Annotated in this window: 21 protein-coding genes and 3 tRNA genes; 3 read left to right on the plus strand and 21 right to left on the minus strand. The window is 72.0% G+C overall.

Annotated features, from left to right (window positions below; translation table 11 throughout):
* The 5 genes from KV205_RS04545 to KV205_RS04565 all read right to left on the minus strand — a co-directional run bounded on the left by KV205_RS04545 (position 1) and on the right by KV205_RS04565 (position 5210).
* Positions 1–846: a DegV family protein gene (locus KV205_RS04545; RefSeq protein WP_265862308.1), complete on the minus strand. Its 846-nt coding sequence runs from the start codon at positions 844–846 to the stop codon at positions 1–3.
* A gap of 166 nt (positions 847–1012) precedes the next feature.
* Positions 1013–1738 carry a hypothetical protein gene (locus KV205_RS04550; protein ID WP_265862310.1) on the minus strand — a complete coding sequence of 242 codons (726 nt, stop codon included), beginning with the start codon at positions 1736–1738 and terminating at the stop codon, positions 1013–1015.
* 133 nt (positions 1739–1871) lie between these two features.
* Positions 1872–4742, minus strand: coding sequence for a leucine--tRNA ligase (gene leuS / locus KV205_RS04555; RefSeq protein ID WP_265862312.1), 2871 nt, complete (start codon positions 4740–4742; stop codon positions 1872–1874).
* A 308-nt stretch (positions 4743–5050) separates the two neighbouring features.
* Positions 5051–5123, minus strand: a tRNA-Ala gene (locus tag KV205_RS04560).
* 14 nt (positions 5124–5137) lie between these two features.
* Positions 5138–5210 (minus strand) — tRNA-Ala (locus KV205_RS04565).
* A 121-nt stretch (positions 5211–5331) separates the two neighbouring features.
* Here KV205_RS04565 and KV205_RS04570 point away from each other — a divergent pair.
* A complete protein-coding gene (locus KV205_RS04570; protein ID WP_374214622.1) occupies positions 5332–6663 on the plus strand; it encodes a glycosyltransferase 87 family protein in 1332 nt (443 codons plus the stop codon).
* Here KV205_RS04570 and KV205_RS04575 read toward each other — a convergent pair.
* Together KV205_RS04575 and KV205_RS04580 are read right to left on the minus strand one after the other, a co-directional pair.
* Positions 6642–6875: a hypothetical protein gene (locus tag KV205_RS04575; RefSeq protein ID WP_265862737.1), complete on the minus strand. Its 234-nt coding sequence runs from the start codon at positions 6873–6875 to the stop codon at positions 6642–6644. The genes KV205_RS04570 and KV205_RS04575 overlap by 22 nt on opposite strands.
* Positions 6876–7078: 203 nt before the next feature.
* Positions 7079–8512: an MFS transporter gene (locus KV205_RS04580; RefSeq protein WP_265862314.1), complete on the minus strand. Its 1434-nt coding sequence runs from the start codon at positions 8510–8512 to the stop codon at positions 7079–7081.
* A 93-nt stretch (positions 8513–8605) separates the two neighbouring features.
* Between KV205_RS04580 and KV205_RS04585 the strand changes: the two genes are divergently transcribed.
* The gene (locus KV205_RS04585) at positions 8606–9478 is read left to right on the plus strand and encodes a helix-turn-helix transcriptional regulator (RefSeq protein WP_374214623.1); all 873 of its coding nucleotides are present in this window, start codon (positions 8606–8608) and stop codon (positions 9476–9478) included.
* Between the two features lie 85 nt (positions 9479–9563).
* Here the strand turns inward: KV205_RS04585 and KV205_RS04590 are convergent.
* From KV205_RS04590 to KV205_RS04620, 7 genes are all read right to left on the minus strand, one after another.
* A tRNA-Ala gene (locus tag KV205_RS04590) sits at positions 9564–9636 on the minus strand.
* Positions 9637–9729: 93 nt separating this feature from the next.
* A complete protein-coding gene (locus KV205_RS04595; RefSeq protein WP_265862739.1) occupies positions 9730–10383 on the minus strand; it encodes a histidine phosphatase family protein in 654 nt (217 codons plus the stop codon).
* The gene (rsfS, locus tag KV205_RS04600) at positions 10380–10817 is read right to left on the minus strand and encodes a ribosome silencing factor (protein WP_265862740.1); all 438 of its coding nucleotides are present in this window, start codon (positions 10815–10817) and stop codon (positions 10380–10382) included. Before rsfS ends, KV205_RS04595 begins: the two co-directional genes overlap by 4 nt.
* 83 nt (positions 10818–10900) lie before the next feature.
* On the minus strand, positions 10901–12646 hold the full coding sequence (locus KV205_RS04605) for an LCP family protein (protein WP_265862318.1): 1746 nt from the start codon (positions 12644–12646) through the stop codon (positions 10901–10903).
* Positions 12647–12665: 19 nt separating this feature from the next.
* A complete protein-coding gene (nadD, locus tag KV205_RS04610) occupies positions 12666–13286 on the minus strand; it encodes a nicotinate-nucleotide adenylyltransferase (RefSeq protein WP_265862320.1) in 621 nt (206 codons plus the stop codon).
* Between the two features lie 69 nt (positions 13287–13355).
* Positions 13356–13520 carry a hypothetical protein gene (locus tag KV205_RS04615; protein ID WP_265862321.1) on the minus strand — a complete coding sequence of 55 codons (165 nt, stop codon included), beginning with the start codon at positions 13518–13520 and terminating at the stop codon, positions 13356–13358.
* An 83-nt stretch (positions 13521–13603) separates the two neighbouring features.
* Positions 13604–13864, minus strand: coding sequence for a hypothetical protein (locus tag KV205_RS04620; RefSeq protein ID WP_265862322.1), 261 nt, complete (start codon positions 13862–13864; stop codon positions 13604–13606).
* A gap of 128 nt (positions 13865–13992) precedes the next feature.
* Here KV205_RS04620 and KV205_RS04625 point away from each other — a divergent pair, with 128 nt between their 5' ends.
* Positions 13993–15099, plus strand: coding sequence for a M48 family metallopeptidase (locus KV205_RS04625; RefSeq protein WP_265862324.1), 1107 nt, complete (start codon positions 13993–13995; stop codon positions 15097–15099).
* Here KV205_RS04625 and KV205_RS04630 read toward each other — a convergent pair.
* The 7 genes from KV205_RS04630 to rfbC form a co-directional block, all read right to left on the minus strand.
* Complete coding sequence (locus KV205_RS04630) at positions 15084–16163, minus strand: hypothetical protein (RefSeq protein WP_265862325.1); 1080 nt, start codon at positions 16161–16163, stop codon at positions 15084–15086. The two genes, KV205_RS04625 and KV205_RS04630, sit on opposite strands and share 16 nt — an antisense overlap.
* 123 nt (positions 16164–16286) lie before the next feature.
* Positions 16287–16859, minus strand: coding sequence for a hypothetical protein (locus tag KV205_RS04635; RefSeq protein WP_265862327.1), 573 nt, complete (start codon positions 16857–16859; stop codon positions 16287–16289).
* 89 nt (positions 16860–16948) lie between these two features.
* Positions 16949–18232: a glutamate-5-semialdehyde dehydrogenase gene (locus KV205_RS04640; protein WP_265862329.1), complete on the minus strand. Its 1284-nt coding sequence runs from the start codon at positions 18230–18232 to the stop codon at positions 16949–16951.
* Positions 18233–18398: 166 nt separating this feature from the next.
* Entirely contained in the window at positions 18399–18875 is a 477-nt protein-coding gene (locus KV205_RS04645; protein WP_265862331.1) for a hypothetical protein, read from the minus strand.
* Positions 18876–19073: 198 nt separating this feature from the next.
* A complete protein-coding gene (gene proB, locus KV205_RS04650) occupies positions 19074–20195 on the minus strand; it encodes a glutamate 5-kinase (RefSeq protein WP_265862333.1) in 1122 nt (373 codons plus the stop codon).
* Between the two features lie 145 nt (positions 20196–20340).
* Complete coding sequence (galE, locus tag KV205_RS04655) at positions 20341–21330, minus strand: UDP-glucose 4-epimerase GalE (protein ID WP_265862335.1); 990 nt, start codon at positions 21328–21330, stop codon at positions 20341–20343.
* A 123-nt stretch (positions 21331–21453) separates the two neighbouring features.
* Positions 21454–22059: a dTDP-4-dehydrorhamnose 3,5-epimerase gene (rfbC, locus tag KV205_RS04660; RefSeq protein WP_265862337.1), complete on the minus strand. Its 606-nt coding sequence runs from the start codon at positions 22057–22059 to the stop codon at positions 21454–21456.
* Positions 22060–22076 lie beyond the last annotated feature (17 nt).

The following is a 22076-nucleotide window of genomic DNA, read 5'->3' on the forward strand; positions in this document are numbered from 1 at the left end:
TCAGCGCGGCGAGACCACGACTGCGAGCAGCCCCGGACCGGTGTGGGCGCCGATGACCGCGCCGACCTCGGTGACCTGGAGGTTCTCGACGCCCGGCAGGCGTTCGCGCAGCCGCTCGGCGAGTGCGGCGGCCCGCTCGGGGGCGGAGAGGTGGTGCACGGCGATGTCGACGGCTCCGGCGCCGGCCCGCTCGACCGCGATCTCCTCCAGGCGGGCGATCGCCTTGGACGCGGTGCGCACCTTCTCGCGCAGCTCGATCCGCCCGCCCTCGAGTTCGAGCAGCGGCTTCACGGCCAGCGCGGAGCCGAGGAGTGCCTGGGCGGCGCCGATCCGGCCGCCGCGGCGCAGGTAGTCGAGCGTGTCGACATAGAAGAACGCGGAAGTGCCGGAGGCCCGCTTCTCGGCCGCGGCGACGGCCTCGTCCAGCGAACCGCCCGCGTCGGCGACCTGCGCCGCCGCGAGGGCGCAGAAGCCGAGGGCCATGCCCACCATGCGGGTGTCGACGACCCGTACGGGTACGGGGGCGTCCTTCGCGGCGAGCACGGCGGCGTCGTAGGTGCCGGAGATCTCGCCGGACAGATGGAGCGAGACGACGCCCTGGGCGCCCGCCTCGGCGGCGGCCCGGTAGGTGGCCGCGAAGACCTCGGGCGCAGGGCGCGAGGTGGTCACCAGTCGGCGCTTCTGCAAGGCGTCCGCGAGCGAGCGGGCCGAGATCTCGGTCCCTTCCTCCAGCGCGCGGTCGCCGATGACGACGGTGAGCGGAACGGCGGTGATGGCGTGCCGCTCCATCGCCTGGGCTGGCAGGTAGGCCGTGGAATCGGTGACGATCGCGACATGCCGGGACATGAGCGGGAGGTTACCCGGAGGGGCCGCCGCACGGCAGCCCGGGCCCCCGGCACGGGCACCGTCCGACCCGTGACCCGCACGGAATCCGCCCGCCGTGCGCACGAACGTACGCCCGGGCGATACCGCACGGCTCTCACAGAGGTCGGGCGCCCGGAGAGCCGACGGTTCAGGTCGTGGTCTCGGGCCGGGTCGACTTCTCCCACGGGTAGGCCGTGCGGCGCGGGTCCGGCCCCTGGATCGCCTGCGGCTGCCCCGACGGTCCGGCCGGACCGCTCGCCGCCCCCGGCCGGCTCTGACTCTGCCCCTGGCTCTGCGCGGGTCCGGCCGTCGCCCCGTCGAGGCCGTCCGTGCCGGTCCAGTGCCGCAGGGCGCCCGCCTCCACGTCGATCTGGGCGCTCAGCGAGGACAGGTCGTCCTCGGCGAACTTGCGGGCGCGGTCGCGGGCGGCGAAGCGCAGCGCGTCGGCGGAGTGGGTGATCTGCTCGGTGCGCCGGCGCAGCTCGGGCAGCTGGGCCGCGACGTGGGCCCGGTCCGGCTCGCGCTCCAGCCGCTTGAGGTCCTCGTCGAGCTCGCGCCCGTGGGCGCTGAGCCGCTGGAAGAGGTCGAGGGACTCCTTCAGGGAGGCGTCCTCGGCCACCCCCGCGTTCAGGGAGTCCTGGGTGGCGCGCATCGAGGTGCGCAACGAGAGACGCAGCTGGGCCAGCTCGCCGGCGACGCCGGTCTGGCCGAGGCTCTTGGCGCGCAGCGTGGTGTCCTCGACCGTGCGCCGGGCCTGGTCGATCGTGCGGTCGACCCCGCGCTTCGCCGCCTTGGCGACCTTCACCGTGGCGTAGATCCCGAGCGCCACGAAGGCGACGAACAGCAGCGCCATGATCGTGATCGCGGCTTCCATGAGCGTCGCCCCTCCGGCCTGGATTGTGGTTCTTCCACGGTAAACGGAAGGGGCAGGCCGGTGGTTCCAGATGAACCCCCAACCTGCCCCCACCACTCCCCTAGGGGACGGCGTGGATCAGCGGCCGACAGCGTCAGCCGGCGACGATGTTGACCAGCTTCGGCGCGCGGACGATGACCTTGCGGATCTGCGCGCCGCCCAGCGCCGCGACGACGTGCGCGTCGGCCAGGGCCAGCGCCTCCAGCTCCGCGTCGGTGATCGACGGGGAGACCTCCAGGCGGGCCTTGACCTTGCCCTTGATCTGCACGACGCAGGTCACGGTCTCGTCGACGACATAGGCCGGGTCGGCGACCGGGAAGTCCTGGTGGACGACCGAGTCGGAGTGGCCCAGACGGTGCCACAGCTCCTCGGCGATGTGCGGGGCCAGCGGGGCGACCAGGCGCACCAGCTGGTCGGCGACCGGGCGGGACACCGCGCCACCGGACTTGGTCAGGTGGTTGTTCAGCTCGGTGATCTTGGCGATGGCGGTGTTGAAGCGCATCGCCGCCATGTCCTGGGCGACCCCGTCGATGGCCTTGTTCAGGGCGCGCAGGGTGTCCTCGTCGGCGGCCTCGTCGACGACCGTGACCTCGCCGGTCGTCTCGTCGACGATGTTGCGCCACAGGCGCTGCAGCAGGCGGTACTGGCCGACGACGGCGCGGGTGTCCCACGGACGGGAGACGTCCAGCGGGCCCATGGCCATCTCGTACAGGCGCAGGGTGTCGGCGCCGTACTCGCCGCAGATCTCGTCGGGGGTGACGGCGTTCTTCAGGGACTTGCCCATCTTGCCCAGGACGCGGCTGACCTTCTCGCCCTCGTACCAGTAGGCGCCGTCGCGCTCCTCGACCTCGGCGGCCGGGACGGCGATGCCGCGGGAGTCCCGGTAGACGAAGGCCTGGATCATGCCCTGGTTGTACAGCTTGTGGAACGGCTCGGCGGAGGAGACGTGGCCCAGGTCGAACAGGATCTTGGACCAGAAGCGGGCGTACAGCAGGTGCAGCACGGCGTGCTCGGCGCCGCCGACGTACAGGTCGACGCCGCCGGTGGGCATGCCCTCGCGCGGGCCCATCCAGTACTGCTCGATGGCCGGGTCGACCAGCTTCTGGTCGTTGTGCGGGTCCAGGTAGCGCAGCTCGTACCAGCAGGAACCGGCCCAGTTGGGCATGGTGTTGGTCTCGCGGCGGTACTTCCGGGGGCCGTCGCCCAGGTCCAGGGTGACGTTGACCCAGTCCTCGTTGCGGGACAGCGGGGTCTCCGGCTGGGTGTCCGCGTCGTCCGGGTCGAAGGTGCGCGGCGAGTAGTCCTCGACCTCCGGCAGCTCCAGCGGCAGCATGGACTCGGGCAGCGGGTGGGCGACGCCGTCCTCGTCGTAGACGATCGGGAAGGGCTCGCCCCAGTAGCGCTGCCGGCTGAACAGCCAGTCGCGCAGGCGGAAGTTGACGGTGCCCTCGCCGATGCCGCGGTCGGTCAGCCAGGCGGTGATCCGCTCCTTGGCCTCGACGACGCCCAGGCCGTCCAGCGCCACGTCCTCGTTGGAGGAGTTGATCAGCTTCGCCTCGTAGGAGGCGAACGCGTCGTCCCACTCGGCCGGGTCGGTGCCGCGGCCGTCGTTGGGCTCGACGACGCAGCGCATCGGCAGCTCGAAGGCGCGCGCGAAGGCGAAGTCGCGGGTGTCGTGCGCCGGGACGGCCATGATCGCGCCGGTGCCGTAGCCCATCAGGACGTAGTCGGCGATGAAGACCGGGACCTGCTCGCCGCTGACCGGGTTGGTCGCGTAGGCGCCGGTGAAGACACCGGTCTTGTCCTTGGCCTCGGCCTGCCGCTCGACGTCGGACTTGGCGGCGGCCTGCTTGCGGTAGGCGTCGACGGCCTCGGCGGGGGTGGCGTGTCCGCCGGTCCACACGTCGTGGGTGCCCTCGGGCCAGGCGGCCAGGACGATCTTCTCGACCAGGTCGTGCTCGGGGGCCAGCACCATGTAGGTGGCGCCGAACAGGGTGTCCTGGCGGGTGGTGAAGACGGTGATCGCGCCGGTGTCGCCGACCTGGAAGTCGACGCGGGCGCCCTCGGAGCGGCCGATCCAGTTGCGCTGCTGCAGCTTGATGGCCTCGGGCCAGTCCAGGCCGTCCAGGTCGTCGAGCAGGCGGTCCGCGTAGGCGGTGATGCGCATGTTCCACTGGCGCAGCTTGGCCTTGAAGACGGGGAAGTTGCCGCGCTCGGAGCGTCCGTCGGCGGTGACCTCCTCGTTGGCCAGGACGGTGCCCAGGCCGGGGCACCAGTTGACCGGGGCGTCGGAGGCGTAGGCCAGGCGGTACTCGCCCAGGACGTCGGCGCGCTCGCCGGCGGTCAGCTCGCTCCACGCGCGCGTGGAGCCGGGGATCTCACGGGTGCCGTTCTCGAACTGCTCGACCAGCTCGGCGATGGGGCGGGCCTTCCCGGCCTCGTCGTCGTACCAGGAGTTGAAGATCTGCAGGAAGATCCACTGGGTCCACTTGTAGTACTCCGGGTCGATCGTGGCGAACGACCGGCGCTTGTCGTGGCCCAGGCCCAGCCGGCGCAGCTGGACCTTCATGTTCTCCATGTTGGCCTCGGTGGACACGCGGGGGTGCGTGCCGGTCTGCACCGCGTACTGCTCGGCGGGCAGGCCGAAGGCGTCGAAGCCCAGGGTGTGCAGGACGTTGTGGCCGGTCATGCGCGCGTGGCGGGCGAAGACATCGGTGGCGATGTAGCCCAGCGGGTGGCCGACGTGCAGGCCCGCACCGGAGGGGTACGGGAACATGTCCATGATGAACTTCTTGGGGCGGGCCGCGAGGGCGGCGTCCCCGGCCAGGTCACCACTGGGGTTCGGGGCCTCGTAGGTGCCCTCGGCGTCCCAGGCGTCCTGCCAGCGTGCCTCGATGTCGGCGGCCAGGCTCGCCGTGTAGCGATGCGGGGCCGCCGTCTCGACAGCCGTGTTGATCTCGGTCATGGTCCTTGAAGCTCCATCGATCGTCTCTGCCCACTGCCGGCACTGCCACGAAATGAAAAATCCCCTCGCACAGGAGGGGACGCCGCGCCGATGCCGACCGGATCTTCATCCGTCGGGACTGATCAGCGCGGCTCGCTAAGCAGAAGGCGTACGGCACGCATGGCGTCAGGGTACCGCAGGGCCCGATCGGGCCGCACCGACGTTCCGGGGACCGGGACCAGGGCCGAGACCGGGCACCGGAACGTCCGTAAGGAGCCGGGACACGAAGAAGTGGGCCGTCCTGATGTGGACGGCCCACTTCTCTTCTGTGGAGCTAAGGAGAATTGAACTCCTGACCTCCTGCATGCCATGCAGGCGCTCTACCAACTGAGCTATAGCCCCCTGTACGGGTTCTGTGGAGCTAAGGAGAATTGAACTCCTGACCTCTTGCATGCCATGCAAGCGCTCTACCAACTGAGCTATAGCCCCTTGTTTAGTTGTGTCGCGCCGGTTTCCCGTGCGGCGACGGACAGAACAGTAACCGTCCGCCGGTCCGTTCGCCAAATCCATTTGGCGGGCCCGTCCGGCGGTGCGGGTAGGGTCGCCGTCTGTGTCCGCCTCCTCCTCGCCCCCGCCCGCCCCGTCCCGCGCCCGGCTCCGGTCCCCGGCCGTCGCCGCGGCGGTCTGTCTGCTCTCGTTCACGGCGTTCTGGGTGGCGCAGCGGCTCGCCCACGTGAACATGCTGGACGTGATGGTCTACCGGGCCGAGGCCGAGACGCTGCGGGCCGGCGGCGACCTCTATGCGATGCGCGCCACCTCGGCGAACCTCGCCATGACCTATCCGCCGTTCGCCGCCGTGCTGTTCCTGCCGCTGACGCTGGTGGGCGTGCCGCTGATGCGGACGCTGACCACGGCGGGGAACCTGCTCCTGGTGGTGGCGCTCGTACAGCTGTCGCTGCGGCTGATCCGCCCGGCACTGGCGCGTCCGGCGGCCCGCGCCGAGCTGTGGCGAACCACACTGTGGATCGCGGCGGTCGTGGTGTGGTGCGAGCCGGTGTGGACGACGCTGCGGTACGGGCAGATCAACCTGCTCGTGGCGGTGGCCGTGCTGTGGGACCTGACCCGTCGCGAGGGCAGCCGCTGGGCCGGTCTGGGCATCGGCCTGGCCACCGCGGTGAAGCTCACCCCGGGGCTGTTCGTGGTCCTGCTGTTCGCCGCCGGGCTGCTGCTGTGGCGCCGGGACCGGGCCCTGAACCAGTGGCTCCGCACGGGCCTCACGGCGACCGGCGTCTTCCTGGTGACGACGCTGACGATGGCGGTGGCGCTGCCCGCCGACTCGAAGCGGTTCTGGACCGGGACCCTGTTCGAGACCGGCCGGGTCGGCCACGCCGAGGAGACCGCCAACCAGTCGCTCAGCGGCGTCCTGGCCCGGCTGCTGCACACGGACGCGCCGGGCCTGTGGTGGCTGGCCGCGGCGGTCCTCCTGGGCGGCGCGGCCATGGTGCTCGCGGTACGGGCGGCGGTCCGCGGCGACCGGGCGGTGGCCGTGGTCGTCACGGCGTTCGCGGCACTGATGATCAGCCCGATCTCCTGGTCGCACCACTGGGTGTGGTGCGTGCCGCTGCTGATCCTGCTGTACGACCGCGCCACGCGCGCGTGGCTGGTGACGGGGGCGGTGGCCCTGGCGTTCGCCTCGTTCGCGCTGTGGTGGGTGCCGCACGACCCGGGCCGGCCCGAACTCGACCAGAACGCCGGGCAGATGCTGCTCTCCGCGGTCTATCCGCTGACGGCGCTCGCGGTCTTCGCCGGCTATGCGCTGTCGCTGCGGCGGGCGGGCGGCCTGGACCCGGTGGAGACGGTCCCCGGGCCCCGCGAGGAGACCCGGGAGCCTCAGGGGCGGGAGCTTCAGGGGCGGGAGCCTCAGGCCGTCGCGAACGAGTAGAACCGCTTCAGGGTGCAGTGCTCGTCGAGGAGCCGGCCGTAGATCGGCTCCCCTTCGAGCTCGCGGTAGGTCTCGATGGGGTCGCCCTTTATGATCAGCGCCCGCGCGCACTCCTCGCACCAGTACTGGAACGAGGGGTTCACGGGGTCCATGTCCCGGACGATGGGCGTCCCGCTGCCGCACCAGTCGCACTTCCGCCGGTGCGCCCCCATCATGCGGCTCCCGTCACGGAGGCGGCACGCGCCGCACGGGTGAGGGGCGACTTCCACGGCCCGGGGACGGATTCCGCGACGGCATCGGCTGCGAGGCTGTCGGCTGCGACCTCGTCGGCACCGTCCACGGCCATGCGCGCTCCCTCCCGCCCGGACCCTCTTCCCCACCGGCGGTCCGATTCTGCCATGGGCCCGCAAGGGGGTCAGCGTCGTCGGCGGAGCAGGCTCGCCGAGGCACCCAGGACCGCCGCCGCGGCCAGCGCGAGGGTGCATACCCACAGCGCGTGGGCGGACACATGCGCCCCCGGCCCGGTGATCCGGCCGAGGAAGAGCGCGCCGAACGCGGCGACGCCGATCAGCTGCCCGAGCTGGGTCACCGTGGCGAGCAGTCCGCTGGCGTCGGCGGCGTCCTCCGGCCGTACGGTCGCGAGCGCGCCGGTCAGGGCCGGGCTGAAGGCCAGCGCCAGACCCGCGCCCATGGCGCAGAGCACCGGATAGAGCACCCAGCCGCCCGCGCCGCCGTCCCTGAGGACGGCGCCCACGCCGACCGAGGAGGCGGCGGTGAGCAGGAAGCCGGCGGGCACCAGGAAGGGCTGCAGGCGGGCGGGCCAACGGCGCCAGGTGAGGCCGACGAGTCCGAAGACGGCGGCGGTCGGCGCGAAGGTGAGGCCGGTGCGCAGCGCGCTGTGCCCGAGCGCGCCCTGCAGGTGCAGGGTGAGGGTGAACAGGAAGCCCGCGTTGACGGCCATCACGGCGACGATCCGTACGACGGCCCGGCCGATGCCGGGGCTGCGCAGGACCCGGGGCGCGACGATCGGGGCGCCGCCTCGCCGGGCGAGCCCCGCCTCGTACGTGCCGAAGGCGGCGAACAGGAGCAGCGCGCCGGCGAAGGACAGCCAGGTCCACAGCGGCCAGTCCTTCTCCTGGCCGAGGACGAGGGGGACGGTGAGGAGCGTGACGGAGCCGGCGAGCAGCAGCAGTCCGGGCAGGTCGAGGGAGCGGGACCGCTCGGCCCCGGTGCCGGCGTCGCGCGGCAGGACCTTGGCGCCGAGGGCCAGCAGGGCCAGGCCGATGGGCACGTTGACCAGGAAGACCGGGCGCCAGCCGGTGCCGAACAGGTCGGCGCTGACGAGGACGCCGCCGACGACCTGGCCGGCCGCCGCTCCGGTGGCGAGCACGGCGGAGTAGGCGCTGAGCGCGCGGACCCGGCCCTCGCCGGTGAAGTTGCGCTGGATGAGGCTGAGCACCTGGGGGATCATCAGGGCCGATCCGGCGCCCTGGACGACCCGGAAGGCGATCAACTGGCCGGTTCCGGCGGCCAGTCCGCAGGCGAGCGAGGCGACGGTGAAGACCGTCAGCCCGGCGAGGTAGACCCGTCGGTGGCCGAGCCGGTCGCCGAGCCGCGCGCCGGTGATCAGCAACACGGCGTAGGCGATGGTGTATCCGGCGACGACGAGCTGGATTCCGGCGCCGCTGGCGGCGAGTTCGGTACGGATGGTGGGGGCGGCGACGTTGACGATGAAGACGTCGAGCAGCGCCATGAACTGGGCGGCGAGCACGACGGCGAGCAGGGCGCGGGGGCGGTTGTCGGTGCCGGGGTCTTTACTGAGTACGGGACGTGTGGTGGTCGTCGTCATACGAGGAGCGTGACGCCGGCCGGATACGGGTAACGAGAGCCCGTCGATGCTGGTACTGACAGCACCTGGCAACGGCGGCGCGGGGACTCGACCATGGGGGATGTGACGACTGTGGCAGTGGCGGGAGAGACGCGGCGGAGGCCGGAGCTGGCGGCGTTCCTGCGGAGCCGGCGGGCGCGGGTGACGCCCCAGGACGTGGGCATGCCGCCGGGCCTGAGGCGGCGCACGCCCGGGCTGCGCCGCGAGGAGGTGGCGCAGCTCTCCGGGGTGGGTGTCACCTGGTACACGTGGCTGGAGCAGGGGCGGCCGATCAACGCCTCGTCGCAGGTGCTCGACGCGGTGGCCCGCACACTGCGGCTCGACCGGCCGGAGCGCGAGCATCTGTACCACCTGGCGGAGGTGCCGTACGAGCCGGAGTCGGCGCCCGAGCACGTGGTGGGGGCCGGCCCGGAGATCCAGGGCATCCTGGACGCCCTGGTGCCGCTTCCCGCGGTGGTCTACAACGCGCGGTACGACGTGCTGGCCACGAACGCGACGTACGAGATGATGTTCCTCCGGGAGGACGGCAGGCCATGGACCGGCCCGCTGGGCGTGCGCAATGTGCTGTGGAGCCTGTTCACGATGCCCGCGGACAAGTGCCCGGTGGTCGAGAGGCATCTGGAGCTGCCGCTCATGGTGGCCCAGTTACGAGGTGCGTACGGGCGTCATGTGGGCGAGCCGGCGTGGGAGTCGTTCGTACGGTTGCTGAGCGAGGCGAGCCCGTACTTCGCGGAGCTGTGGCGCAGCGGCGACGTGGTGCCGCCGGGGACCCGGGTGAAGACCTTCCGGCACCACCGGGTGGGCGAGATACGGATGACCTCGGTCTCGCTGTCGATCAACGGGATGCCGGAGTGCCGGATCGTCACCTACACGCCGAACGACGAGGAGAGCCGGCGGTCCATCGACCTGCTGCTGAACGGTGCTTGACGTGCGGAGGGAAGGCGGGGGCGAGGGCGAGGGGCGGGGGAAACGACGGATCCCGCCCCCTGGTGGGGACGGGATCCGGTGATTGTGGAGCTAAGGAGAATTGAACTCCTGACCTCCTGCATGCCATGCAGGCGCTCTACCAACTGAGCTATAGCCCCGCGCGTTCTTCGCGCTCCGCGCTGCGAACAAGATGAACTTTAGCCTGTGACCTGCCGGAAAGTGAAATCGGTCCGGCAGGCCACACGCGGTGCTCAGTCGTCGTCGCCGAGGACCGGCTCGGGCAGCGTGCCGGCGTTGTGCTCCAGGAGACGCCAGCCGCGGGCGCCCTCGCCGAGGACCGACCAGCAGCAGTTCGACAGGCCGCCGAGGGACTCCCAGTGCCGGGCCTCCAGCTCGAGCAGCCGGCCGATCGTGGTGCGGATGGTGCCGCCGTGGCTGACCACGACGAGCGTGCCGTCCACGGGCAGCTTCTCGGCGTGCTCCAGGACCACCGGGGCGGCCCGGTCGGCCACCTCGGTCTCCAGCTCGCCGCCGCCGCGCCGCACCGGCTCGCCGCGCTTCCACGCCGCGTACTGCTCGCCGTACCTCGAGGTGATCTCGTCGTGGGTCAGGCCCTGCCACTCCCCCGCGTACGTCTCGCGCAGGGCGGAGTCGTGGGCGACGGCGAGGCCGGTGAGCGCGGACAGCTCGGCGGCGGTGGCCGCCGCCCGCTTGAGGTCGGAGGCGACGATCGCGTCCGGCTTCAGCGCGGCGAGCAGCCGAGCGGCCCGGCGCGCCTGGGCGACGCCGGTCTCGGTCAACTCGATGTCCGTGCTCCCCTGGAAACGGCGCTCCAGGTTCCACGAGGTCTGGCCGTGGCGCCAGAGCACGATGCGGCGGCCGTTGCCGCCCTTGCCGCTGGTCAGCTCAGCTCACCGTCCGCTCCCTCGGCACCCGTGAGCCGGGCGTGCTCTTCCGCCTTGCCGCGGGTCTTCACGGCGTCCTCGGGGAGCGGCAGCTCGGGGCAGTCCTTCCACAGACGCTCCAGGGCGTAGAAGACCCGCTCCTCGCTGTGCTGGACGTGGACCACGATGTCGACGTAGTCGAGGAGGATCCAGCGGGCGTCGCGGTCGCCCTCGCGGCGCACCGGCTTGGCGCCGAGCTCCTTGAGCAGCCGCTCCTCGATCTCGTCGACGATCGACTTGACCTGGCGGTCGTTGGGCGCGGAGGCGAGCAGGAAGGCGTCGGTGATCGACAGCACGTCGCTGACGTCGTACGCGATGATGTCGTGAGCGAGCCGGTCGGCCGCCGCCTGGGCGGCGGCGTTGACGAGCTCGATGGAGCGATCCGTGGCGGTCACAAGCAGGCTTTCGTCGGCGGTCTGAGTCACCTCAAGGGTCTCATGTACCGCCGACGGGCCCGAAAAGGATTACCGGAGGGGGTTCACGGCTTGCCTCCGGGGACCTTGTAGTCCTCGCCCAGCACCACGGTGACCTCGGCGTTTGTGGCTGCCTTGCCCTTGGTGACGGATCCGGCGGGCAGCCCCAGGGTCTTGGCGACCTCCACGGCGGCCGGCTTCTGGGCGTCGTCCGCGTAGAGGACCTGCGACTTCTCCTGGGATCCGGCCTTGGTGCCGCCCACCACGGCGTAGCCGCCGTTGATCAGGACCACGCGGGCGGCCTCGGTGGCCTCCTTGCCGCTGCCGTCGCGGATCGCGACCCGGGTGGCGGCGCCCTGCTCGGGGGCGGTGACCTTGCCGCCGAGGATGTCCTTGACGACGCTGTCGCCGGTGGCCTCGCTGAGGGAGCCGTCGGTCTCGACGGGCAGCACGGCGGTCTTGTAGGCGCCGATCTTGGCGTGCTCGGCCAGCTTGGCCAGGGAGGCGCCGAGGTCCTTCTCGGGCAGCGAGGGGTCGAGGATCTGGGCCAGGGTCTCGATGGTGACGGTGGCGGCCTTGGGATCGTCGGAGATCTTCCGCAGCACGCCGTACATCACCTGGCCGAAGCGCTGGAGCTGCTTGGCCTCGGCCTCGCCGGAGGCCCGGTAGGTGGCGTAGGCGACGGCGGCGCGGCCGTTGAGGGTCTGGTCCTCGCCCTTCTTGACCAGCGGCTCGGCGCCGGGCTTGTCACCGGGCACGTCGGTGTCGGTGGTGATGTCGATGTTGCCGACGAGCTCGACGAGGTTCTCCAGGTACGGGGTGTCGAGCCGCCAGGTGCCGGCGATCTTCGCGCCGAGGAGGTTGCCCAGGGCCTCGCGGGTGCCGCTGGAGCCGTCGTCCTCGACGGACTTGGAGAGGGTCGTCGTGGCGCCGTCCTCGTCGGCGACGGCGAGGGAGTTGGGCAGCAGGACGGTGGTGCCCTGCTTGGTGGTGCTGTTGTCGACGAGGAGGGCGGTGGAGGTGCCGCCGCCCTTGGTGTTGTGCAGGTGGATGACGATCGTGTCGCGCTGCTGCGGGCCGGTGGCGGTGTTCTGCGCGGCGCCCTCGCCGGACGACAGGCCGGGGAGCTTGCCGGCCGACCAGAGGTAGCCGACGCCGCCGACGGCGACGAGCACCAGGACCACGACGAGGGTGACCAGGCGGTTGCGGCCGCGCCGGCGGGCCTCCTCGCGGCGCTCGGAGCGGCTCTCGGTGAACTTGAGCCAGTCGATGACGTCCTCGGAGTCCTCGTCGGGCTCCTCGATGAACGAGAACTGCTCGGTGCGGTAGTCCCGCCCGTCGTTCTCGGGCGCCGGGCGCTGCCCGGGCACGGCGGCCGGGGCGCCGGGGGCGGCCTGCGGCGGACGGGGCGGCGGCGGGGCCTGCGGCGCGGGGGCGGACTCGGTGCGGACCGCCCACTGCTGACCGGTCTGGTCGATCTGACCGGCCTGGCCGACCTGACCCATCTGGCCCGTGTCGTACTGCTGGTAGTCGTACGAGGCGGGCTGCTGCGCGTACGGGTCGTACTGCGGCTGCTGGGGATGCTGGGCCTGCTGGGGCGCCGCCTGCTGCTGCCCGTACGGGTCGTAGCCGTAGTGCTGCTGCGGTGCCTGTGGCTCCGGCTGCTGCTGGACGGGCTGGACGGGCTGTCCGTACGGGTCGTAGTGCTGCTGCGGGACCTGCTGCTGGTACACCGGCTGCCCGTACGCGTCGTAGCCGATGATCTGCGGCTGCGGATAGTACGGGTCGTACGGGTTCTGCTGATCGTTCACCGGTGCCCCTCCCCGAGGCTCACTCGCCGCGGTACAACTGGCGCTTGTCGATGTAGCGCACCACACCGTCCGGGACCAAATACCAGACCGGGTCGCCCTGCGCGACCCTCGCCCGGCAGTCCGTGGACGAGATGGCGAGCGCGGGGACCTCCACGAGCGACACGCCGCCCTTGGGCAGGCCGTCGTCGGTGAGGTCGTGACCCGGCCGGGTGACCCCGATGAAATGGGCGAGGGCGAAGAGCTCCTCGGCGTCGCGCCAGGTGAGGATCTGCGACAGCGCGTCGGCGCCGGTGATGAAGAAGAGGTCCGAGTCGCTGTTGAGGGAGCGCAGGTCCCGAAGGGTGTCGATGGTGTACGTCGGCCCGCCGCGGTCGATGTCGATGCGGCTGACGGAGAACTGCGGGTTGGACGCGGTGGCGATGACCGTCATCAGATAGCGGTCCTCGGCGGGCGAGACCGCCTTGTGGCTCTTCTGCCACGGCTGCCCGGTCGGCACGAACACCACCTCGTCGAGGTGGAACAGGGCGGCCACCTCGCTGGCGGCCACCAGGTGTCCGTGGTGGATCGGGTCAAACGTTCCGCCCATCACGCCGAGTCTGCGCTTGCCGCGACCGCCAGTAGGCACTTCCTGCTCTCCCATGCGTGCAGAGCCTACTGGCACGGCGTCGAACACCGGATCAGCGGCCTCGCGGCTCGGCCGGCCCGCGGCTCAGCGGTCGCGGTTGAAGCGGGTGGTCACCCAGAGCAGCAGCAGCAGCGCGAGCAGGGCGCCGCCACCGGTGACGTACGGGCTGAGGCTTTCGTGGTTGCCGCCGTGCTCGGCACCCTCGTTCGCGAGCGTGACCAGGTTGGCGGCGGTGGCGTGGAGGCTCATCTTCGACGTGACCTTCGATCGGGGATGGGAGCGGAGACTTCGCGCACATCGTATGCGGCGCGTCGCGGAGCGCTCACGCCGACTCAGGCGTTGGCGTCACCGGGGCCGTTTTCCCCGCGCGCCGCGGTGGTCCCGGCGGCCGGCTCCGGCTTCGCGGCCTGTTCGGCGCTGTCGGCGCTGCCGCCGGTGTCGGCGTCGCTGCGGTAGCCGCGGAGCAGGAACCAGGCGAGGAAGGCGCCGCCGACGATCGAGACGAGCAGCACGATGCGCAGCGTGTCGCCCGGGCCCTGCTGGGTGGCGGCGGCGAGCAGGTGCGTGACGGCGGTGGTCGCGATGTCCGGCATGGCGGTCGTGCTCCTCGGTTGTCCACACTGCCCGAGTTATCCACAGGCTCCGGCACACGGTAGTCCCCTCCCCTAGTCTGGGTTGCGTCAGGGGGACGAGCATCGACTCGTACGAACAGGGGGTATCCATGACCGATCACCACGAGGGACACCTGCCGGGCCGGCAGCGCAAGCGCTTCCCCGGCATCTCCTCCCGGGCCTACGAACACCCGGCGGACCGCTCGGCGCTGGTCGCGCTGCGCAAGCTGAGCGGCTTCGACACCGTCTTCAAGGCCCTGAGCGGACTGCTGCCGGAGCGGAGCCTGCGGCTGCTGTTCCTCTCCGACTCCGTGCGGGTGAGCGACGCGCAGTTCACCCACCTCAACGACATGCTGCGGGACGCCTGTTACATCCTGGACCTGGAGAAGGTCCCGCCGATGTACGTGACGCAGGACCCGAAGCCCAACGCCATGTGCATCGGTCTCGACGAGCCGATCATCGTGGTCACCACCGGACTGGTGGAGCTCCTCGACGAGGAGGAGATGCGGGCCGTCGTCGGACACGAGGTCGGCCACGCGCTGTCGGGTCACTCGGTGTACCGGACGGTGCTGCTCTTCCTCACCAGCCTGGCGCTCAAGATCGCCTGGATCCCGCTGGGGAACGTGGCGATCATGGCGATCGTCACGGCGCTGCGCGAGTGGTTCCGCAAGTCGGAGCTGTCGGCCGACCGGGCCGGGCTGCTCGTCGGGCAGGACGTCCAGGCCTCGATGCGCGGTCTGATGAAGATCGCCGGCGGCAACCACCTGCACGAGATGAACGTGGACGCGTTCCTCGCCCAGGCGGACGAGTACGAGAAGGGCGGCGACCTGCGGGACTCCGTCCTGAAGATCCTCAACGTGCTGCCGCGCTCCCACCCCTTCACCACGGTGCGGGCGGCCGAGCTGAAGAAGTGGTCCGAGACCCGCGACTACCAGCGGATCATGGACGGCCACTACCCGAAGCGCACGGAGGACAAGGACACCTCGGTGACCGACTCCTTCCGCGAGTCCGGGCGGCACTACGCGGACACGGTACGCACGAGCAAGGATCCGCTGATGAAGCTGGTCAGCGACATAGCCGGGGGCGCCGGCGACCTGGCGGGCGGCCTGGGCGACAAACTGTTCGGCCGCTCCGGCGGCGGGCAGGGGGCCAAGGGCCCGAAGGGCTCCCAGGGCGAGCCGGACGGTCGGAGCCCGGACGGTCAGAGCGAGGGCTGAGCGCCCGGGGCCAGGGCCCCGCAGAGCGGGGAGGTGGTCGGCCGGCCCGTGGCGTACGGGTCGGTGACCGCCTGCCGGCTCGGGTCGGCGGCCCGCTGCCCGGCCAGCAGCGGCCGGAGCGCTCCGGCCGGGTCGGCGTCGCAGGACTGCGGGCCGGCCTGGACGGTGCTGGTGAGCAGTTCGGCGCGGTGCATCCGCAGGTCCTCGCGGTCGAAGCGGAAGTGCAGCTCGCGGTGGACGGTGAACAGCGAGGCGCGGGGCGCCGGGCCGGGGCCTGAGGTCGCGGGCCGGACCGCGTAGGTGAAGGTGTGGTCGGCCGTGACGTCCAGCAGGTCGGCGTTGACCTCGGCGAAGCGCAGGGTGCCCTGGACCCGGACGTTCGGGTCGGCGAGGACCACGGTCTGCGGGTCGAAGCGGACCAGCCAGCCGGAGACGGCGTGCCGGCCGTCGTCCTGGGGCGATTCGACGCTCCGGTCGAACTGCTCCAGCTGGTCGGGGTCGAGGAGGAGCCGCGGCGGGCGGACCGTCTGTCCGGACAGGACCTCGGGTTCGAGCGAGGAGGCGACCAGGTACTCCTTGGCGATACCGAGGGCGGTGACCACCTGGCTCTCGGAGAAGTCGGTGGTGCGGGCGGCGAGGGGGAGGTTGATGCCGGCGGCGCCGGTGCGGTATTCGGCGGCGGGGCTGTGCGCGAAGAGACTGGCGGGGGTGCCGCCGGGGACGGTGTCCTGCGGGGCGAGCCGGACCAGGGTGGTGCTCAGGGGTTCGGCGCGCTGGTCGAGCGGGGGCTGGTAAGGGTTGCGGACGCCGAGGTAGACCGCGGTGCCGAAGGCCAGAAGGATCAGCAGGACGAGCATGAGGGCCTGCCGGGAGCCGCTGCGGCCCTCCCGGCCGGGGCGGGAGCGGACCGCCTGGGCGTGCTCCCCCATCCGCTCCTCGGCGGAGAACTCCTGGAGCCGGGCAGCGCGGACGAACGACTCGTCGAAGACGACGGATCGGTACTCGTCCTCACCGCCGGGGAGTCCCTCGGGATTCCCCTCAGGCGGGTCGCCACGCCCTGCCATACCTTCAGGGTAGGTCGGCGGAAGCCCTGGTAAACGCCCAGGTACACGACAACTTCGGAAGATTTCCGACGCGGCTGCGGCGAATGGGCGAAGGGCCTTGCGGGCGGGGCCGGAGCGGAGGGGTCAGGGGGCGCCCGGGACCGCTGGGACGGGCGGGGCGGAGGACCTGGTGGCCGCGGAGGGGGCGGCGGGGGCCTTGTCGACGCCGGTGGTGGCCGGGGGCGGCATGCGGTCCTGGCGGTTGGCGGAGGCGCCGCGGTAGACGGCGCTGAAGGCCAGGGCGACCATGCCGACGCCCATCACCAGGGCGAGCACCCAGGCGACCGGGCGGTGCCAGCGGGCGCTGCCGCGGTAGGGGCGCAGGGCGCCGCCGTGGGGGCCGTAGGGGCCGAAGGCGTCGTCGGCGGTGTCCGGGTCGTAGCCGTCGTGGTGCCGGCCGAGGTCGTAGGCGTCCTCGTAGGGGTCCTCGTCGGCGAGGCCGGCGACGGCGCGGGCCCGGGCGGCCTCGGCTTCGGCGCGGGCCTGGGCGGCGGCGAGCAGCCGCTCGACCGCGGTGGGCTCGTGGAACCGCGCCGCCCGTACGAAGTCCTCGTCGAAGACCACGGTGGCGAATTCCTCGTCGGCGCCGCCGCGGTCGACAGAGTCCTCGGGGTCCTGGCCGTCCTGGAACGGCGTGCCCCCCACGTCGTCCGGCACGGGTTCAGAGTAGACCGGAGAGGGGGTTTTGGGCAGGGAGAGCGCGAACTGTCCCTGCCCGTGACAGCGGCACGGAGGGTGGGTGCCGGTTACCGGACGTGACCGTCGCCGGTCACGATGTACTTGGTGGAGGTGAGTTCCGGAAGGCCCATCGGGCCCCGGGCGTGCAGCTTCTGGGTGGAGATGCCGATCTCGGCGCCGAAGCCGAACTGTCCGCCGTCCGTGAAGCGGGTGGAGGCGTTGACGGCGACGGTGGTGGAGTCGACCAGCTGGGTGAAGCGGCGGGCGGCGGCCTGGGAGGTGGTGACGATGGCCTCGGTGTGGCCGGAGGACCAGAGCCGGATGTGTTCGACGGCCTTGTCGAGGGAGTCGACGACGGCGGCGGCGATGTCGTAGGAGAGGTACTCGGTCTCCCAGTCCTCGGGGGTGGCCGGGACGACGGTGGCCTTGCTGCCCTCGGCGCGGGCGAGGACCCGCTCGTCGGCGTGGACGGTGACACCGGCCTCGGCGAGGGCGTCCAGGGCGCGCGGCAGGAAGGCGTCGGCGATGTCCTGGTGGACCAGGAGGGTCTCGGCGGCGTTGCAGACGCTGACCCGGTGGGCCTTGGAGTTGACCAGGATGTCGACGGCCATGTCGAGGTCGGCCTGGGCGTCCACGTAGACGTGGCAGTTGCCGGTGCCGGTCTCGATGACGGGGACGGTGGACTCCTCGACGACGGTCTTGATGAGGGAGGCGCCGCCGCGCGGGATGAGGACGTCGACGAGGCCGCGGGCGCGCATCAGCTCGCGCACCGAGTCGCGGGACTCGCCGGGGACGAGCTGGATGGCGTCGGCGGGCAGGCCGGCGCCGCCGATGGCGTCGCGCACCACCTTCACCAGGGCGGTGTTGGAGGAGTAGGCGGAGGACGAGCCGCGGAGCAGGACCGCGTTGCCGGACTTGAGGCAGAGGGCGGCGGCGTCGACGGTGACGTTGGGGCGGGCCTCGTAGATGATGCCGACGACGCCGAGCGGGACGCGGACCTGGCGCAGGTCGATGCCGTTGGGGAGGGTCGAGCCGCGGACGACCTCGCCGACCGGGTCGGGGAGCGCGGCCACGTGCCGGACGTCGGCGGCGATGGCCCGCACCCGCTCGGGGGTGAGGGTGAGGCGGTCGATGATGGCCTCGCTGGTGCCGGCCTCGCGGGCGCGGGCGATGTCCTCGGCGTTGGCCTCGACGATCTCGGCCGTGCGGACCTCCAGGGCGTCCGCCATGGCCAGCAGGGCGTCGTCCTTCGCCGCGCGCGGCAGTGGCGCGATGTCGGCGGCCGCGGCACGGGCCCGGTAGGCGGTCTGGGCGACCGGGGACATGTTGTCGAAGGGCATGAGCGAGGTCATGTCCGCAGGGTACTGGCACCGCTGCGGACATCCCTCACGTATCCCTCCGCCGTCCCGTACTACGAGACACCCGGCGGGGCGCCGGAGTGACCGGAAGTCGACGGTCGCGGGAGGCCGTCCGTCACCCCGCCGTCACTCCTCCGTTCGTCACCCGGCCGTCGGTCCGTCAGTAGGGGTGGACGCCGACCGGGGCGGCCGGCGGCGGGCCGTAGCCCTCGGCGATCCGCTGGTGGTAGGTCTCCCGGTCGATGACCTCCAGGCCGACGATCTCCCACGGCGGCAGCTGGGCGGTCTGCCGGTGCTCGCCCCACAGGCGCAGGGCGACGGCGGCGGCGTCGTGGAGGTCGCGGGCCTCCTCCCAGTAGCGGATCTCGGCGTGGTCGTCGGCGTACCGGCTGGTCAGCAGGAAGGGGTGGTCGTGGGCCAGCTGCTCCAGGGCCCGGCGCACCTCCTGCAGCGGGGCGGCAGCGCCGGAGACGCTGAGGGTGATGTGCCAGAGCTTGGACACCTCCCGCTCCGGCGTCCTGTTGTCCTGGGGTTCCTCGTCGAAGGACTTCTCGTCGAAGTCGGCTCCGGCCTCGACGCTCGTCAGGGCGCGTTCGGTCGTCCCGCGGGCCATGGCCCCTGGGCGCGCTCGTCTCACCGGCGGCCTCCTGTGTGATGCCTGTGCTGTGTGCTGCTGCGCGTGCTGGTCGTTCCCCACCCTCGTCGTCGCCCCCGAGACAAAGTTGACCAGCCCGCGGCGGCGCGTGGGGCGGTTTTGGTAAAGGTCCCTACCGGATGACCAGACTTTCAGCCGTTTCGGTTCGCACCGGCGTCGCGTCACATCACCACGAGGTCGTCACATCACCACGAGGTCGTCGCGGTGGACGATCTCCCGCTCGTACTCGGGTCCGAGCTCGCGGGCGAGCTCGTGGGTGGAGCGGCCGAGGAGCTGGGGGATCTCCTTGGCGTCGAAGTTGACCAGACCGCGGGCGACGGCGCGGCCCGCGGTGTCCCGCAGCTCCACCGGGTCACCGGCGCTGAACTCGCCCTCTACGGCGGCGATTCCGGCCGCGAGCAGCGACTTCTTGCCCTCGGTCACGGCCCGTACGGCGCCGTCGTCGAGGGTGAGGTGGCCGCGCGGGGTGGAGGCGTGGGCGAGCCAGAGCAGCCGGTCGGCGGAGCGCCGGCCGGTGCGGTGGAAGTAGGTGCCGGTGTCGCGGCCGGCCAGGGCGTCGGCGGCGCGGACGGCGGAGGTGAGGACCACGGGGATGCCCGCGGCGGCGGCGATCCGGGCCGCCTCGACCTTGGTGACCATGCCGCCGGTGCCGACGCCGGCCTTGCCGGCCGAGCCGATCTCGACGTGCGCGATGTCGCTCTGTTCGCGCACCTCGGCGATGCGGGAAGTGCCGGGCCGGGACGGGTCGCCGTCGTAGAGCCCGTCGACGTCGGAGAGCAGCACGAGCAGGTCGGCGCGCACGAGGTGGGCGACGAGCGCGGCGAGCCGGTCGTTGTCGCCGAAGCGGATCTCGTCCGTGGCCACGGTGTCGTTCTCGTTGACGACCGGCAGGGCGCCCATGGCGAGCAGCTGGTCCAGAGTGCGGTAGGCGTTGCGGTAGTGGGCGCGGCGGCTGGTGTCGTCGGTGGTGAGCAGGACCTGGCCGACGCGGATGCCGTAACGGGCGAGGGAGGCGGTGTAGCGGGCGACGAGCAGGCCCTGTCCGACGCTGGCGGCGGCCTGCTGCCGGGCCAGGTCCTTGGGGCGGCGGGTGAGGCCGAGCGGTGCGAGGCCGGCGGCGATGGCGCCGGAGGAGACCAGGACGATCTCCTTCTCGCCGCCGCTGCGGACCTTGGCGAGGACGTCCACGAGGGCGTCGACCCGGTCGGCGTCGAGGCCGCCGGACGCGGTGGTCAGCGAGGACGAGCCGACCTTCACGACGATCCTGCGGGCTTCCGTCACGTACTGCCTTGCCACTGTCACCTGCGTCGTCCTCGCCGTCCTGCTCGTGCCGTGCCGTGCCATGCCATGCGCGCTGTGCCATGCCTGCTGTGCGGTGCCCGGCGCCGTGCTCGCGCGGGCCCCGCCCGGCAGGCAATCTACGCGAGCCGCTCCGGGCGCCGCCCGCCTATTCCGCGGGCTGGACGACGGTGCCCGGGTGCGCGGCCCAGGCCGAGGCGATCATGGAACGGACGTCGTGGCGGGCGGTCCAGCCCAGTTCGGTGGAGATCCGCTCGGCGGAGGCGACGACCTTCGCCGGGTCGCCGGGGCGGCGGGCGACCACCTCGGGCGCGATGTCGCGGCCGGTGACCTCGCGGACCAGGTCGATCATCTCCCGTACCGAAACGCCTTCGCCGCGGCCGATGTTGAGGGTCAGATCGGTGTACTCGCCCTTCCCGGCCCGCTCGGCGAGCCGCCGGGCGGCGGCCAGGTGGGCGTCGGCGAGGTCGGCGACGTGGATGTAGTCGCGGACGCAGGTGCCGTCGGGGGTCGGGTAGTCGTCGCCGAAGATCAGCGGCGCCGCTCCGGCGTCGAGCCGCTGGAAGACCATGGGGACGAGGTTGGAGACGCCGGTGTCCGCGAGCACGGGGTCGGCGGTGCCGGCCACGTTGAAGTAGCGCAGGCAGGCGGTCGCCATGCCGTGGGCGCGGCCGGTGGCGCGCACCATCCACTCCCCCGCGACCTTGGTCTCGCCGTACGGGCTGAGCGGCGCGCACGGGGTGTCCTCGGTCACCAGGTCGGTGTCGGGCATCCCGTACACGGAGGCGGAGGAGGAGAAGAGGAAGGAGCGCACCCCGGCGCCGGCGGCCGCTTCGAGCAGCACCTGCAGGCCGGTGATGTTCTCCCGGTAATAGAGGAGGGGCCGCTCGACGGACTCGCCGACGGCCTTCTTGGCGGCGAGGTGCACGATCCCGCGGACCGCGTGCTCGCGCAGCACCCGGTCGACGAAGGGCCGGTCGAGCACGCTGCCGCGCTCCAGCGGTACGCCCGCGGGCAGGCGGGCCGGATCGCCGCTGGACAGGTCGTCCAGGACGGCCACCCGCTCGCCGGCCTCGGTCATGGACTTGACGACATGGGAACCGATGTAGCCGGCGCCGCCGGTGATGAGCCACGTCATTCGGGCAGCCTAACGCGAAGCGGACGGCGGAAACCGCGGACCGGCCGCTCCCCGCGGGGAACGGCCGGTCCGCACACGAAAGAACCGCGCACGAGAGAACCCGCACACGAGAGAAGCAGGCGGTCAGCCGCGCTCCGCCAGCGAGCGGCGGAACGCGACGCACTCCTCGTACACCGGCAGGATCCCGGCCTCGCGCGCCTGCGCGAGGGTCGGGCCCTGGGCGTCCTTGGCGGACAGCTCCGGCTCGCCCTCGACCGGCCACTCGATGCCGATCTCCGCGTCGAGCGGGTAGACGGTGCGCTCGCGCTCGGGGGCGTAGCCCTCGGAGCAGAGGTAGGTCACGGTGGCGTCGTCGGTCAGCGCGCAGAAGCCGTGGCCGAGTCCCTCGGAGAGGTAGACGGCCTTGCGCTCCTGGTCGTCGAGGCGCACGGCCTCCCAGCGGCCGAAGGTCGGCGAGCCGACCCGGACGTCCACGATGATGTCGAGGACCGCGCCGCGCACACAGGTCACGTACTTCGCCTGGCCGGGCGGCACGTCGGCGAAGTGGATGCCGCGGACGACGCCGGCGGCGGACACCGACATGTTGCCCTGCTTCAGCTCCAGCGGGTGGCCGACGGCCTCGGCCATGCGCTCGGCCTTGTACCACTCGAGGAAGAGACCGCGGGCGTCGCCGTGCTGCTGCGGCACGAACTCCCAGGCGCCTTCGATGCCAAGGGGGTTGACCTTCATGGAAAGAGCCGTTCCTC

This window comes from Streptomyces sp. SKN60, assembly GCF_026236535.1.
GTDB lineage: Bacteria > Actinomycetota > Actinomycetes > Streptomycetales > Streptomycetaceae > Streptomyces.

Coding starts and splice junctions, on each gene's coding strand:
- KV205_RS04545 (WP_265862308.1), bottom strand. CDS start 846: ATGTCCCGGCATGTCGCGATCGTCACCGATTCCACGGCCTACCTGCCA.
- KV205_RS04615 (WP_265862321.1), bottom strand. CDS start 13,520: ATGAGCCTCCACGCCACCGCCGCCAACCTGGTCACGCTCGCGAACGAG.
- KV205_RS04620 (WP_265862322.1), bottom strand. CDS start 13,864: ATGCCGGACATCGCGACCACCGCCGTCACGCACCTGCTCGCCGCCGCC.
- KV205_RS04630 (WP_265862325.1), bottom strand. CDS start 16,163: ATGGCAGGGCGTGGCGACCCGCCTGAGGGGAATCCCGAGGGACTCCCC.
- rfbC (WP_265862337.1), bottom strand. CDS start 22,059: ATGAAGGTCAACCCCCTTGGCATCGAAGGCGCCTGGGAGTTCGTGCCG.
- KV205_RS04625 (WP_265862324.1), top strand. CDS start 13,993: ATGACCGATCACCACGAGGGACACCTGCCGGGCCGGCAGCGCAAGCGC.
- leuS (WP_265862312.1), bottom strand. CDS start 4,742: ATGACCGAGATCAACACGGCTGTCGAGACGGCGGCCCCGCATCGCTAC.
- nadD (WP_265862320.1), bottom strand. CDS start 13,286: ATGGGAGAGCAGGAAGTGCCTACTGGCGGTCGCGGCAAGCGCAGACTC.
- KV205_RS04575 (WP_265862737.1), bottom strand. CDS start 6,875: ATGGGGGCGCACCGGCGGAAGTGCGACTGGTGCGGCAGCGGGACGCCC.
- KV205_RS04585 (WP_374214623.1), top strand. CDS start 8,606: ATGGGGGATGTGACGACTGTGGCAGTGGCGGGAGAGACGCGGCGGAGG.
- KV205_RS04640 (WP_265862329.1), bottom strand. CDS start 18,232: ATGACCTCGCTCATGCCCTTCGACAACATGTCCCCGGTCGCCCAGACC.
- galE (WP_265862335.1), bottom strand. CDS start 21,330: ATGACGTGGCTCATCACCGGCGGCGCCGGCTACATCGGTTCCCATGTC.
- KV205_RS04580 (WP_265862314.1), bottom strand. CDS start 8,512: ATGACGACGACCACCACACGTCCCGTACTCAGTAAAGACCCCGGCACC.
- KV205_RS04550 (WP_265862310.1), bottom strand. CDS start 1,738: ATGGAAGCCGCGATCACGATCATGGCGCTGCTGTTCGTCGCCTTCGTG.